Genomic DNA, 13523 nt, shown 5'->3' with positions numbered 1-13523 from the left:
CAGGCAAAGCCATGAGCAGTACAATAATTTAATTTAAGACGCTTAGAAGTTAACCAGTATAGATGGATTCACATCTGGACGGCTATTTTAGGTTACTCGTTAAACAGATTGCCAGCATTTTTTATCGGAAACAACCGGGGAATTTTGTAAAAATTACCGTGTCCCTTGTTGTTCCTTACATTTAAATTTTGCATTCCTGTCGTGCTGATTGTATAAAACGCCGCTGCTGTAAGCCGGGTTTGCCGGTATCAGCGGCAGGCGCGTCAGCGAGAGGACTTTTCGCTGGCCTTTTCCTCCCGGTTTCCCCAAGCGGAGCTGAATACGGTCATGATCGCAACCGGTTCATTGCGCCATTCCGGCGCACGCAGACTCTTCCTGTCCTGTTTTCCTGCCTCGGCGCCGTGCCGATGTAGCGCCGGTCGTGATGCCGGCATTTAATGTCGATAATCTCCTCCTTCTCGTTTCTCAGCGCAGCTGGGTGCCGGAGTCCGCGACGTGTTTAATGTTATACTTCTGATATCGCCTGGTGCGGTTCCTCAGCGTTTTATGCTGGGATGCCCGGTAGTCGATGGGTTGTTGTCGTGGGTTTTCCCTGCGATAGTAGTTAACTGTTCCGCATCATTGAAATTCGAGGCTCGCGATGTCTGACGACAGCAAGATGATTAAGGGTTCGTCAGCAGGCGAACAGGGTGTACTCCGCTCAATGCAGGAGGTGGCCATGAGCGATCAAGATGCCAGCAAAATGCTGCGCACCTACAATATTGCCTGGTGGGGCAATAATTATTACGACGTCAATGAGCTGGGGCATATCAGCGTCTGTCCCGATCCCGACGTGCCGGAAGCGCGCGTCGATCTGGCCCGGCTGGTTAAAGAGCGCGAGGCCGAAGGGCAACGCCTGCCCGCGCTGTTCTGTTTCCCTCAAATTTTACAGCATCGCCTGCGCTCCATTAACGCAGCGTTTAAGCGCGCGCGGGAATCCTACGGCTATCGCGGCGACTATTTCCTGGTCTATCCGATCAAGGTTAACCAGCATAAGCGCGTGATCGAATCGCTGATCAACTCCGGCGAGCCGCTGGGGCTGGAAGCGGGCTCCAAAGCGGAGCTGATGGCGGTGCTGGCGCACGCGGGCATGACCCGTTCAGTGATCGTCTGTAACGGCTACAAAGACCGTGAATATATTCGTCTGGCGCTGATCGGCGAAAAGATGGGCCACAAAGTCTATCTGGTGCTGGAAAAGATGACCGAAGTGAAGCTGGTGCTGGAAGAAGCGGAACGCCTGAACGTGGTGCCGCGTCTTGGCATCCGCGCGCGCCTGGCCTCGCAGGGTTCCGGCAAATGGCAGTCCAGCGGCGGCGAAAAGTCCAAGTTTGGCCTGTCCGCTACGCAGGTGCTGAAGCTGGTTGAGATCATGCGCGAAGCCGGCAGAATGGAAAGCCTGCAGCTGCTGCACTTCCACCTCGGCTCGCAGATGGCGAATATCCGCGATATCGCCACCGGCGTACGCGAATCGGCACGTTTCTATGTCGAACTGGCGAAGCTGGGCGTCAACATCCAGTGCTTCGACGTGGGCGGCGGCCTGGGCGTGGACTATGAGGGAACGCGTTCCCAGTCCGACTGTTCGGTCAACTACGGCCTGAACGAATACGCCAACAACGTGATCTGGGCTATCGGCGATGCGTGTGAGGAGCACAATCTGCCGCATCCGACGGTCATCACCGAATCAGGTCGTGCGGTTACCGCGCACCATACCGTGCTGGTTTCCAACATCATCGGCGTGGAACGCAACGAGTTTATTACGCCGGAGTCGCCGCCAGCGGATGCGCCTCGCCCGATTATCAGCCTGTGGGATACGTGGCAGGAGATGCACGAGCTGAACAATCGTCGCTCGCTGCGTGAATGGCTGCACGACAGCCAGATGGATCTGTTTGATATCCATACGGGCTACTCTCAGGGCATTTACAATCTGGAGCAGCGCGCCTGGGCCGAGCAGCTTTACCTGAGCGTTTGTAACTACATTCAGCAGCATCTGGATCCGGGTAACCGCGCGCACCGTCCGATTATCGACGAGCTGCAGGAGCGTATGGCGGATAAGATTTACGTCAACTTCTCGCTGTTCCAGTCCATGCCGGACGCGTGGGGCATCGATCAGCTGTTCCCGGTGCTGCCGCTGGAAGGGCTGGATAAAAAGCCGGAGCGCCGCGCCGTGCTGCTGGATATTACCTGTGATTCAGACGGCACCATCGACCACTATGTGGACGGCGACGGTATCGCTACCACCATGCCGATGCCGCAGTACGACGTGGATAATCCGCCGATGCTGGGCTTCTTTATGGTCGGCGCGTATCAGGAAATCCTGGGCAATATGCACAACCTGTTCGGCGATACCGAAGCGGTTGACGTTTATGCTTACGCGGATGGGCGTGTTGATGTGCAGCTGTCGGACGAAGGCGATACCGTAGCGGACATGCTGGAATACGTGCAGCTGGATCCGAACGAGCTGCTGACGCATTTCCGCAAGCAGATTGCCGAATCCGATCTGGACGATGAGCTGCGCGCGCAGTTTATCGAAGAGTTTGAAGCGGGCCTCTACGGCTACACTTATCTGGAAGATGAGTAAGCCTTAGCCGCGCGGTCGGGCGGCGCTTTTTCCGCCTGACAACCTGAACCCAATCCCTTTCTCGTCGGGCCTAACGACGCGACGGGGATTTTTTTTAGCTATAACAGTAAGGCCAGCCTGGCCGACAGCAAGAGAGGGGCTTATGTATAATACTCTGGGCAACCAGTACGATAACTCTTTGGTTTCCAATGCTTTTGGTTTTATGCGTTTTCCGGTTAACTTCCAGCCGTACGACAGCGACGCCGAATGGGTGATCACCGGCGTACCGTTTGACGCGGCCACGTCCGGCCGTCCCGGCAGCCGCTTAGGGCCGGGCGCCATCCGTCAGATCTCCACTAACCTGGCCTGGGAAGGCTGCCGCTGGCCGTGGAATTTCGATCTGCGTCAGCGTCTGAACGTCGTTGACTGCGGCGACCTGGTTTACGCTTTTGGCGATTCGCAGGATATGAGCGACAAATTGCAGGCCCATGCGGAGAAGCTGCTGGCTAACGGCAAACGCATGATGACCTTTGGCGGCGACCACTACGTCACGCTGCCGCTGCTGCGCGCGCACGCGAAACACTTCGGCAAAATGGCGCTGGTGCATTTTGATGCGCATACCGATACCTATTCCAACGGCCCGAAGTTCGACCACGGCACCATGTTCTACACCGCGCCGCAGGAAGGGCTGATCGATCCGACGCGCTCCGTGCAGATTGGTATTCGCACCGAGTTCGATGCATCGCTGGGCTTCAACGTGCTGGATGCGGCGCAGATTAACGATCGCAGCGTCGACGATATCATCGCGCAGGTGAAAGAGATCGTGGGCGATATGCCTGTTTATCTGACTTTTGATATCGACTGTCTGGATCCGGCTCACGCGCCGGGCACGGGCACGCCTGTTGTCGGCGGTCTGACCTCGGACAAAGCAACTAAGCTGGTGCGCGGTCTGAAAGGGCTGAACATTGTGGGCATGGATCTGGTGGAAGTCGCGCCGGGCTATGACCAGTCCGATATCACTGCGCTGGCCGCCGCCACGCTGGCGCTGGATATGCTGCACGTTCAGGCTGTGAATAAAGGCGAGTAATCGTCGAAAGGGGCCAGCCGCAGGGCTGGCCTTGTTCAGGCTTATTTTCCGGCTTCGATGCGCGCTTTAATATGCGCCGCGCGGGACTCGGAAGAAGGGTGAGAATCGAACATGGTGCTCGCGCTGCCGCCTTCCAGCTTCGCCAGTTTCTCAAAGCTGGTTTCCAGACCCAGCGGGCTGATACCGCGTTTTTTCAGCAGATCGAACGAGTAGTCGTCCGCCTGTGACTCCTGTTTTTGCGAGAACTGCGCGTTAACCAGCTTTTCGCCCAGATCGCCCAGCTGCGACTGCGACAGCGTAGCGGCAATACCGCCAACGGATGCGGCCGCAGTACGCGCTGCGGTGGTGCCGTAAGCGACCTGCATCGCGCGGCGGGTATGGCCCAGCGCCACGTGACCCATTTCATGGCCCAGCACGCCTTCCACTTCGTTGTCCGTCATCATATCCATCAGGCCGCTGTAAACGCGGATACAGCCGTTGGCCATCGCCCAGGCGTTGACGTCTTTGGTCAGGTAAACCTTATAGTTAGCAGGCGTGCCGTTGATGTTATCGCCAAGCGCGGCGGCGATTTTATTCAGGCGCTGGGTGTAAACGCTGTCGGCGGGTGCAATCTGCGCTTCGCTGTCCATTTGCTCGCACGATTTTACGCTCAGCTCTTTTACCTGCGCGTCGCTAAGCGAAGCGGCCTGATAAGCCTGCGCGCCAGACTGCAACAGCGCGTTGCTGTCAAAATTCTGACAGCCGGTCAGTGCGGTAGCGACGGCCAGCGCCATCAGAGAAGCGGGTATTTTCATATTTCCATCCATTAGATAACAAGGTAATAAAAACAAACACCTGCCGTTAAAGGCAGGGAATAAGACTGGCACTATGTTAACTTCCTGCGCGCTAATGCATAGTTCCAACGTCTGAAAAACGCAAGTATGGCCCTGTTTTTTTGCACTTTTCGCCATGTACATTCGGCTGCTCTTTCATGTACATTGAGGGTCGTCTTTTGCAGCTTTGCCTGATAACTCATTGATTAAAATAGGTTAAGGACGGCGAAGCCTTTAATCCGACCTGGAGTAGAACATGTCTTCTCGTAAAGAGCTTGCGAACGCCATTCGCGCATTAAGTATGGATGCTGTACAGAAAGCGAAATCCGGCCACCCTGGCGCGCCCATGGGCATGGCGGATATTGCCGAAGTGTTATGGCGTGATTTCCTGAACCATAACCCAACCAACCCGCTGTGGGCCGACCGTGACCGCTTCGTGCTGTCCAACGGCCACGGCTCAATGCTGATTTACAGCCTGCTGCACCTCTCTGGCTACGATCTGCCGATTGCCGAGCTGGCGAACTTCCGTCAGCTGCATTCCAAAACTCCAGGTCACCCGGAATACGGCTACACCGCCGGCGTTGAAACCACCACCGGCCCGCTGGGGCAGGGCATCGCCAACGCCGTGGGTATGGCTATCGCCGAGCGCACGCTGGCCGCGCAGTTCAACCGTCCAGGCCATAACGTTGTCGATCATAATACCTACGTGTTTATGGGCGACGGCTGCATGATGGAAGGGATCTCGCACGAAGTTTGCTCGCTGGCCGGTACGCTGAAGCTGGGCAAGCTGGTGGCTTTCTATGATGATAACGGCATATCGATTGATGGTCACATCGACGGCTGGTTCACGGACGATACCGCACAGCGTTTTGAAGCCTACGGCTGGCACGTGGTGCGCGGCGTGGACGGCCACGACGCGGAAGCGATCCGCAAAGCGGTTGAAGAAGCAAAAGCGGTCAGCGACAAGCCTTCACTGCTGATGTGCAAAACCGTAATTGGTTTCGGCTCGCCGAACAAAGCTGGCACGCACGATTCCCACGGCGCACCGCTGGGCGACGAAGAAATCGCGCTGACCCGTAAACAGCTGGGCTGGCACCACGCACCGTTTGAAATCCCTCAGGATATCTACGCGCAGTGGGATGCCAAAGAAGCGGGCAAGGCGAAAGAAGCGGCCTGGAACGAGAAGTTCGCGGCCTATGCCAAAGCTTATCCCGAGCTGGCTCTGGAGTTCCAGCGCCGCACCAAAAACGAGCTGCCGGAAAACTGGCAGGCCGAGTCGCAGAAATTCATTGAGCAGCTGCAGGCCAATCCGGCCAAAATCGCCAGCCGTAAAGCCTCACAAAACGCGCTGGAAGCTTTCGGCAAGCTGCTGCCGGAATATCTGGGCGGCTCCGCCGACCTGGCGCCAAGCAACCTGACCATGTGGTCTGGTTCTAAGCCGATCAACGAAGACGCGGCGGGCAACTATATTCACTACGGCGTGCGTGAGTTCGGCATGACCGCTATCGCCAACGGCATTACGCTGCACGGCGGTTTCCTGCCGTATACCGCCACTTTCCTGATGTTTGTGGAATATGCGCGTAACGCTGCCCGTATGGCCGCGCTGATGAAAATCCGTCAGGTGATGGTCTATACCCACGACTCTATCGGTCTGGGCGAAGATGGCCCGACGCACCAGCCGGTTGAGCAGCTGGCCAGCCTGCGCGTCACGCCGAACATGAGCGTATGGCGTCCGTGCGACCAGGTTGAGTCTGCGGTAGCCTGGAAATATGCGATTGAGCGTCACGACGGCCCAACCGCGCTGATCTTCTCCCGCCAGAACCTGGCGCAGCAGGATCGCAGCGCCGAGCAGCTGGCTAACGTGGCTCGCGGCGCCTATATCCTGAAAGATTGCGACGGCACGCCGGAAGTGATCCTGATTGCGACCGGTTCTGAAGTGGAGCTGGCGGTTGGTGCTTACGAGAAGCTGAGCGCGGAAGGGCGTAAGGCGCGCGTGGTGTCCATGCCGTCTACCGATGCTTTCGACAAGCAGGATGCGGCCTATCGTGAAGCCGTACTGCCGAAAGCGGTTGGCGCGCGCGTGGCGATTGAAGCCGGTATCGCCGATTACTGGTTCAAATACACCGGCCTGCATGGCGCGGTGGTTGGCATGACCACCTTTGGCGAGTCGGCACCGGCCGAGAAGCTGTTTGAAATCTTCGGCTTCACCGTAGACAACGTAGTCGCTAAAGCGAAAGAGCTGCTGTAATAAACCGGGTTCGCCTGTGCAAGCAGGTGAACCTTCCTGGCAATCGCTTAAGCCGTAATCAATCCGGTTCGCCTGTGCAAACAGGCGAACCTTTTTACCTACTGCGCGGTGTCCCGCAAATGGAAATCCTGGCTGGGCGGTATCACCGGCTCCGCAAAGCTTTTCACCACGTTGCTTTCCGGCTCTCTTTCCGTCTTATAAGGCTTGGACTGGCCATAAAATTTACCCTGCTGGTTGATCGAAAGCGATTCGCACTCGATGGTGCCATCCATAAATCCGTTGGCGTTAATGGCCACCTCCCGACTACAGCATAATCCTTTCAGCTCGCCGCTGATTTCGGTGCGCTGCGCCCAGATTTCCCCTTCGACCCGCCCATCTTTCTGCACAAAAACGGTTTTTTCTGAATTCACCTTACCGTTAACGCTGCCGGTGATATGAATATCGCCTGCGGCGCTGATTTCACCTACGATGGTGCAGGTATCCGGGATGGTGGTGGTGCCTGTGGCAGGCGCGCTGGCGACGGTTGCGGCAGAGACGCTTTCTTCAAATTCGCTGTCCATTAGCGAAGCGGAAGAGGGCGGCACGGGCGAAGTGTAATTCAGCGGAGCGCTGGGTTGACGGGGATTCTCTTTACGTTTGAACATCGCTATTTCCTTATTTAACGTGAATTTCCTGAAGGCAAGCCAGGTAAAAATGGCGGAGGCTGCGGCCATTAACAGTCCCCGATGCTGGCGGATCAGCAACAGCGTTGTCGCCCAGCTAAGGGAATAGACGAGCAGCGCTGAAGCCCAGATAATCCAGAGATACCAAAGCAAGTTGTAATTCATATTCCGGCACGGTTAGTGACCAGAGAGTGGACGCCAGATCTTTCCCGATCTCGCTACAGCCAGCCGCGCTTTTACCGGCGCTCTGCTGTGGGCGTCTCCTTCCTGGAAACGGTTGTCAGAGAGAAAATTCTGATATTTACCTGCAAAAGTAAGAAAATTCCGTTGATCGTGTCGCTAACTGGTTACTTGAAAGTAAATATCAGTAAAAGTTACTTTACTACTTTGTTGAGCGTTGTTGGCCTGTTTTTTATACAGAACCTTATCTAAATGTGATGCAGGTCAGATTTTTAAACTGTGGATTGATCTGGCGCATTCCAATTATTCCGCATTGTCTTTATTGTAGCTGAACCGTTTCAACAAGCATTGGGACTGACCTCTTTCCGTTGGAAAAACGGCCCGGTAACGCAAAAATTCCCTGTACAAACGGGAACGTCTGGCTCAGGCTAACGCTCCGGTTTTGCACAGAATTTGGATGCAGGAGTGATATGACGGTTCGTATTGCCATCAACGGTTTTGGACGCATTGGACGCAACGTGCTGCGCGCGCTTTATGAAACCGGACGCCGCGCGGAGATTACCGTCGTGGCGGTTAATGAGCTGGCGGAAGCCGCCGGCATGGCGCATCTGCTGAAATATGACACCAGTCATGGCCGTTTTGCATGGGACGTTCGTCAGGAGCGGGATCTGCTGTGGATAGGCGAAGATCCTGTGCGCATTCTGCATCGGGCCGCTATCGCCGATCTCCCCTGGAAGGAGCTGAACGTGGATGTGGTGCTGGACTGCACCGGCGTCTGGGGCAGCCGCGAAGACGGCGAAGCGCACCTTGCCGCCGGGGCGAAAAAAGTCCTGTTTTCCCATCCGGGCGGCAACGATCTTGACGCTACCGTGGTTTACGGCGTCAATGAAAAAGCGCTAAAGGCCAGCGATCTGATCGTCTCTAACGCCTCCTGCACCACTAACTGTATTATTCCTGTGATTAAGTTACTGGATGATGCTTTCGGCATTGAGTCGGGAACGGTCACCACCATCCATTCCGCCATGCACGATCAGCAGGTTATTGACGCTTACCACACTGATTTGCGCCGCACTCGCGCAGCCAGCCAGTCGATAATTCCGGTCGATACTCGCCTTGCCGCCGGTATCGCGCGTATTTTTCCGAAATTCAATGACCGTTTCGAAGCGATCGCCGTGCGTGTACCGACAATCAACGTGACCGCCATTGATTTAAGCGTCAGCGTCCGCACGCCGGTAAAGGCCTGCGAGGTGAATGCGCTGCTGCGAAACGCATCAGAAAAAGCATTTAGTGGTATAGTTGACTATACGGAACTACCGTTAGTCTCCATTGATTTTAACCACGATCCGCACAGTGCCATTGTGGACGGCACGCAAACGCGGGTCAGCGGACAGCACCTGATCAAAACGCTGGTCTGGTGCGACAACGAATGGGGCTTTGCTAACCGAATGCTCGACACGACGTTAGCCATGGCCGCCAGCGGTTTCAGCCAGGGCGCGGACTGCGCCTTTAAAATTTAGAGAATCAACGAGAGGACTCACCATGTCAGTAATTAAAATGACCGATTTGGATCTTGCCGGGAAACGCGTACTGATTCGTTCTGATTTAAACGTGCCGGTTAAAGAGGGCAAAGTCACCTCTGACGCACGTATCCGTGCTTCACTGCCAACCATTGAAGCCGCGCTGAAACAGGGTGCGAAAGTGATGGTCACTTCTCACCTGGGCCGCCCGACCGAAGGCGAGTACAACGAAGAGTTCTCCCTGCTGCCAGTGGTTAACTATCTGAAAGAAAAACTTTCTTCTCCGGTTCGTCTGGAAAAAGACTACCTGGAAGGCGTTGATATCGCCGAGGGCGAGCTGGTAGTGCTGGAAAACGTTCGTTTTAACAAAGGCGAAAAGAAAGACGACGAGGCGCTGGCGAAAAAATATGCCGCGCTGTGCGACGTCTACGTGATGGACGCCTTCGGCACCGCGCACCGCGCCCAGGCTTCCACGCATGGCGTGGGGAAATTTGCGCCGGTAGCCTGCGCTGGCCCGCTGCTGGCCGATGAGCTGGAAGCGCTGGGCAAAGCGCTGAAAGAGCCTGCTCGTCCAATGGTGGCGGTGGTTGGCGGTTCTAAAGTTTCCACCAAATTCGACGTGCTGAACTCGCTGGTGAAAATCGCCGATACGGTGATCGTAGGCGGCGGCATCGCCAACACCTTCGTGGCTATCGACAACAAGGTGGGTAAATCCCTGTACGAGCCGGATTTCGTGGAAGCTGCGAAAAAACTGCGCGACGAATATAAAATTCCTGTGCCAACCGACTCCCGCGTCGGCACGGAATTCTCTGAAACTGCGCCTTCAACCGTGAAGAAAGTCTCCGAAGTTAAAGATGATGAAGAGATCATGGACTTTGGCGACGAAACCGCAGAAGCCATGGCTAAGTTGTTGAAAGAAGCCAAAACTATTCTGTGGAATGGCCCGGTGGGCGTGTTTGAATTCCCGAACTTCCGCAAAGGCACCGAAATCGTGGCGAAAGCCATTGCCGACAGCGACGCATTCTCTATCGCAGGCGGCGGTGATACGCTGGCTGCCATCGACCTCTTCGGCATTGAAGATAAGATTTCTTATATCTCTACCGGCGGCGGCGCTTTCCTTGAGTTCGTGGAAGGTAAAAAACTGCCTGCGGTAGCTATGCTGGAAGAACGCGCGAAACAGTAACCTCTGGGGCGGAGGGCTGCCTCCGCCAGAATGATTTGCCCCTTAAGGCGCAACATCTTTTCCTACTGCCGACGAAACAGGACAAAAGACATGTCTAAAATTTTTGATTTCGTAAAACCAGGCGTTGTCACCGGTGACGACGTACAGAAAATCTTCAAAGTCGCAAAAGAGAACAAATTCGCACTGCCAGCGGTTAACTGTGTCGGCACCGATTCCATCAACGCCGTGCTGGAAACCGCCGCGAAAGTTAAAGCGCCGGTTATCATCCAGTTCTCCAACGGTGGCGCGGCGTTCATCGCCGGTAAAGGCCTGAAGTCCGATAAGCCGCAGGCTGCAGCCATCCTGGGCGCAATCTCCGGTGCGCATCACGTGCATCAGATGGCGGAACACTACGGCGTGCCGGTTATCCTGCATACCGACCACTGCGCGAAAAAACTGCTGCCGTGGATCGACGGTCTGCTGGACGCGGGCGAAACTCACTTTGAAAAAACCGGTAAGCCGCTGTTCTCTTCCCACATGATCGACCTGTCTGAAGAGTCGCTGGAAGAAAACATCGAAATCTGCAGCAAGTATCTGGCGCGTATGTCAAAAATCAACATGACGCTGGAAATCGAACTGGGCTGCACCGGCGGTGAAGAAGACGGCGTTGATAACAGCCATATGGATGCTTCCGCACTGTACACCCAGCCTGAAGACGTGAACTACGCTTACGAAAAACTGAACGCAATCAGCCCGCGTTTTACTATCGCGGCCTCTTTCGGTAACGTTCACGGCGTGTATAAGCCAGGCAACGTTAAGCTGACGCCAACCATCCTGCGTGATTCTCAGGAATATGTGACCAAAAAACATAACCTGGCGCACAACGCGCTGGACTTCGTTTTCCACGGCGGTTCCGGTTCTTCCGCTGCTGAAATCGAAGAGTCTATCAGCTACGGCGTGATCAAGATGAACATCGATACCGATACCCAATGGGCGACCTGGGACGGCATCCTGCAGTACTACAAAAAGAACGAAGGTTATCTGCAGGCGCAGCTGGGCAACCCGGAAGGCGCTGATAAACCAAACAAGAAATACTACGATCCGCGCGTATGGCTGCGCTCTGCTCAGACTTCCATGATTACTCGTCTGGAGCAGGCGTTTAAAGAACTGAACGCGGTAGACGTACTGTAATTTTCTCGTTCTGAACAGAAGGCTCCCTCGCGGAGCCTTTTTTTATGGGCAAATTTTAGAACGTCAGCGAAGTTTGCCTTCTGCATTTCTGTAAATATTGGCGCGGCTATCGGCTTTTCCCTTATTAAAAACCCTGCAAAAAAAGCGCCTTTGCGGTAACAAATTATTAATTTGCCTCGTTATTTGGCACCAGACAGCATTTTTAGTTACGCTTGAGGTTTGGGATGCCAGCCTGGACTGGCAGTCTGCTTACTTCCCGGCGGGGAACAACAACAGGATAAGCAAATGGAAGATTTGAACGTAGTCGACGGCGTTAACCGCGCTGGCAGCTGGCTGGTACACAATCAGGCGCTGCTGCTGAGCTATGCGGTAAATATTGTAGCGGCCATTATCATCCTGATTATCGGGACTATCGTAGCGCGTATCATTTCAAAAACGCTGAACAAGGTGCTGCGCGCTCGTCATATCGACGCCACCGTAGCCGATTTCCTTTCGGCGCTGGTGCGCTATGCCGTGATTGCGTTTACGCTGATTGCGGCGCTTGGGCGCGTAGGCGTACAGACGGCGTCGGTTATCGCCGTGCTGGGTGCCGCAGGTTTGGCCGTCGGTCTGGCTTTGCAGGGCTCGCTCTCCAACCTGGCAGCTGGCGTGCTGCTGGTGACTTTTCGTCCGTTCCGCACCGGTGACTTTATCGATATCGGCATTATGGGCACCGTACAACAGGTACAGATTTTCTCTACCACGCTGAAAACCGCGGACGGCAAAACCGTTGTGGTGCCAAACGGTAAAATCATCGCCGGCAACATCGTAAACTTCTCTCGCGAGCCGGTTCGCCGTAATGAATTTATCATTGGCGTCTCCTACGATGCCGACGCGGACCAGGTTCTCAAACTGCTGCGCGAAGTGGTGGATGCCGATCCTCGCGTGCTGCAGGATATGGGCGTACAGATTGGCCTGAACGAGCTGGCGGCTTCGTCGGTTAATTACGTGGTGCGCTGCTGGAGCAACGCGGGCGATCTGCAAAACGTATACTGGGATCTGATGAAGAACTTCAAGCGCACACTGGATGCCAACAATATCGGTATCCCTTATCCGCAGATGGATGTGCACCTGCATCAGACGGCCGAAGCGAAAAGCGACGCTGCTCAGACTGCTGCGCCAGTACAGGCAAAGGCAGAGTAATGTTAGCCGGTTGAGCCTGACGGCTTGCTCATCATGCAAAAGAAAAGGCGGACTGCGGTTCGCCTTTTTACCGATCGTTATCATTAGCTAAGTTTATGGAGTATTAGAATCTTCAATTTCCTCTAATGATGCTGTCGCTATACACTCGCCGCCAGCTGAAACCGTTTGAGGAAGACTCTATGTTTGCCGTTTTTCTGCAGGGCATGGCGCTGGGCGCCGCGCTGATCCTGCCGCTGGGGCCGCAGAATGCTTTTGTGATGAACCAGGGCGTGCGCCGCCACTACCATTTAATGACCGCCACGCTTTGTACGCTGAGCGATATCCTGCTGATTTGCGGTGGCGTGTTCGGTGGCAGCGCGCTGCTGACCCATTCCACCCTGCTGCTGAACCTGGTAACCTGGGGCGGCGTACTGTTTCTTTTGTGGTACGGCTGGGGGGCGCTGCGTACCGCCTTCAGCGGCGATGTGGCGCTGGCGTCATCGGAAGCGATGAAGCAAAGCCGTTGGCGCATTATCGCCACCATGCTGGCCGTAACCTGGCTGAATCCGCACGTCTATCTCGATACCTTTGTGGTGCTGGGTAGCCTGGGCGGCCAGCTTCCGGCAGAAGCGCGCAAATGGTTTGCACTGGGATCGGCCTGCGCCTCGCTAATCTGGTTTTTCGGCCTGGCTATCCTTGCTGCCTGGCTGGCACCGCGTCTCAATACCACCAGGGCGCAGCGTATTATTAATCTGCTGGTGGGGCTGGTGATGTGGCTGATCGCCCTGAAGCTGGCGCTGCAGGCGCTGAATATCTGGTAAACACGGCCGAACTCATTCCAGGAATTAAGGTCATAGTCTGGCAGGTACAATCGCACTAAGATGCGAACTGATGGATAAATTGTGGA

Annotated in this window: 11 protein-coding genes; 9 read left to right on the top strand and 2 right to left on the bottom strand. The window is 55.3% G+C overall.

Features of this window, described 5'->3' with window-relative positions; genetic code table 11:
• Positions 1 to 546: 546 nt before the first annotated feature.
• The 3 genes from ACVWZ0_RS18345 to speB all read left to right on the top strand — a co-directional run bounded on the left by ACVWZ0_RS18345 (position 547) and on the right by speB (position 3683).
• Positions 547 to 648: a hypothetical protein gene (locus tag ACVWZ0_RS18345; RefSeq protein WP_367317868.1), complete on the top strand. Its 102-nt coding sequence runs from the start codon at positions 547 to 549 to the stop codon at positions 646 to 648.
• Positions 641 to 2617 (top strand): biosynthetic arginine decarboxylase, encoded by a 1977-nt coding sequence (gene speA / locus ACVWZ0_RS18340; RefSeq protein WP_125287325.1) that lies wholly within the window; start codon positions 641 to 643, stop codon positions 2615 to 2617. The genes ACVWZ0_RS18345 and speA overlap by 8 nt, the downstream gene beginning before the upstream one ends.
• A gap of 142 nt (positions 2618 to 2759) precedes the next feature.
• The gene (gene speB, locus ACVWZ0_RS18335; RefSeq protein ID WP_253458616.1) at positions 2760 to 3683 is read left to right on the top strand and encodes an agmatinase; all 924 of its coding nucleotides are present in this window, start codon (positions 2760 to 2762) and stop codon (positions 3681 to 3683) included.
• Between the two features lie 41 nt (positions 3684 to 3724).
• Here speB and loiP read toward each other — a convergent pair whose 3' ends face one another.
• On the bottom strand, positions 3725 to 4477 hold the full coding sequence (gene loiP / locus ACVWZ0_RS18330; RefSeq protein ID WP_125287327.1) for a metalloprotease LoiP: 753 nt from the start codon (positions 4475 to 4477) through the stop codon (positions 3725 to 3727).
• Between the two features lie 274 nt (positions 4478 to 4751).
• Here loiP and tkt point away from each other — a divergent pair, with 274 nt between their 5' ends.
• Positions 4752 to 6743, top strand: a complete 1992-nt coding sequence (gene tkt / locus ACVWZ0_RS18325; RefSeq protein ID WP_253458618.1) for a transketolase — start codon at positions 4752 to 4754, stop codon at positions 6741 to 6743.
• A 98-nt stretch (positions 6744 to 6841) separates the two neighbouring features.
• Here tkt and ACVWZ0_RS18320 read toward each other — a convergent pair whose 3' ends face one another.
• Positions 6842 to 7570, bottom strand: coding sequence for a bactofilin family protein (locus tag ACVWZ0_RS18320; RefSeq protein WP_253458621.1), 729 nt, complete (start codon positions 7568 to 7570; stop codon positions 6842 to 6844).
• Between the two features lie 485 nt (positions 7571 to 8055).
• Between ACVWZ0_RS18320 and epd the strand changes: the two genes are divergently transcribed.
• The 5 genes from epd (at position 8056) to argO (ending at position 13437) form a co-directional block, all read left to right on the top strand.
• On the top strand, positions 8056 to 9102 hold the full coding sequence (epd, locus tag ACVWZ0_RS18315) for an erythrose-4-phosphate dehydrogenase (protein WP_253458624.1): 1047 nt from the start codon (positions 8056 to 8058) through the stop codon (positions 9100 to 9102).
• 22 nt (positions 9103 to 9124) lie between these two features.
• Complete coding sequence (gene pgk / locus ACVWZ0_RS18310; RefSeq protein WP_253458627.1) at positions 9125 to 10285, top strand: phosphoglycerate kinase; 1161 nt, start codon at positions 9125 to 9127, stop codon at positions 10283 to 10285.
• Between the two features lie 90 nt (positions 10286 to 10375).
• Positions 10376 to 11455 carry a class II fructose-bisphosphate aldolase gene (fbaA, locus tag ACVWZ0_RS18305; RefSeq protein ID WP_253458630.1) on the top strand — a complete coding sequence of 360 codons (1080 nt, stop codon included), beginning with the start codon at positions 10376 to 10378 and terminating at the stop codon, positions 11453 to 11455.
• A gap of 285 nt (positions 11456 to 11740) precedes the next feature.
• On the top strand, positions 11741 to 12637 hold the full coding sequence (gene mscS, locus ACVWZ0_RS18300; protein ID WP_253458633.1) for a small-conductance mechanosensitive channel MscS: 897 nt from the start codon (positions 11741 to 11743) through the stop codon (positions 12635 to 12637).
• A gap of 179 nt (positions 12638 to 12816) precedes the next feature.
• Complete coding sequence (argO, locus tag ACVWZ0_RS18295) at positions 12817 to 13437, top strand: arginine exporter ArgO (RefSeq protein WP_253458636.1); 621 nt, start codon at positions 12817 to 12819, stop codon at positions 13435 to 13437.
• Positions 13438 to 13523: the final 86 nt, after the last annotated feature.

It is taken from the genome of Erwinia sp. TECH1, assembly GCF_054057575.1.
This window is presented reverse-complemented; position numbering and strand designations above follow the sequence as displayed.

What these genes read in the sequence shown, in the direction of transcription:
- ACVWZ0_RS18345 (WP_367317868.1), top strand. Translation starts at nt 547, where the DNA reads ATGCTGGGATGCCCGGTAGTCGATGGGTTGTTGTCGTGGGTTTTCCCT.
- speA (WP_125287325.1), top strand. Translation starts at nt 641, where the DNA reads ATGTCTGACGACAGCAAGATGATTAAGGGTTCGTCAGCAGGCGAACAG.
- speB (WP_253458616.1), top strand. Translation starts at nt 2,760, where the DNA reads ATGTATAATACTCTGGGCAACCAGTACGATAACTCTTTGGTTTCCAAT.
- loiP (WP_125287327.1), bottom strand. Translation starts at nt 4,477, where the DNA reads ATGAAAATACCCGCTTCTCTGATGGCGCTGGCCGTCGCTACCGCACTG.
- tkt (WP_253458618.1), top strand. Translation starts at nt 4,752, where the DNA reads ATGTCTTCTCGTAAAGAGCTTGCGAACGCCATTCGCGCATTAAGTATG.
- ACVWZ0_RS18320 (WP_253458621.1), bottom strand. Translation starts at nt 7,570, where the DNA reads ATGAATTACAACTTGCTTTGGTATCTCTGGATTATCTGGGCTTCAGCG.
- epd (WP_253458624.1), top strand. Translation starts at nt 8,056, where the DNA reads ATGACGGTTCGTATTGCCATCAACGGTTTTGGACGCATTGGACGCAAC.
- pgk (WP_253458627.1), top strand. Translation starts at nt 9,125, where the DNA reads ATGTCAGTAATTAAAATGACCGATTTGGATCTTGCCGGGAAACGCGTA.
- fbaA (WP_253458630.1), top strand. Translation starts at nt 10,376, where the DNA reads ATGTCTAAAATTTTTGATTTCGTAAAACCAGGCGTTGTCACCGGTGAC.
- mscS (WP_253458633.1), top strand. Translation starts at nt 11,741, where the DNA reads ATGGAAGATTTGAACGTAGTCGACGGCGTTAACCGCGCTGGCAGCTGG.
- argO (WP_253458636.1), top strand. Translation starts at nt 12,817, where the DNA reads ATGTTTGCCGTTTTTCTGCAGGGCATGGCGCTGGGCGCCGCGCTGATC.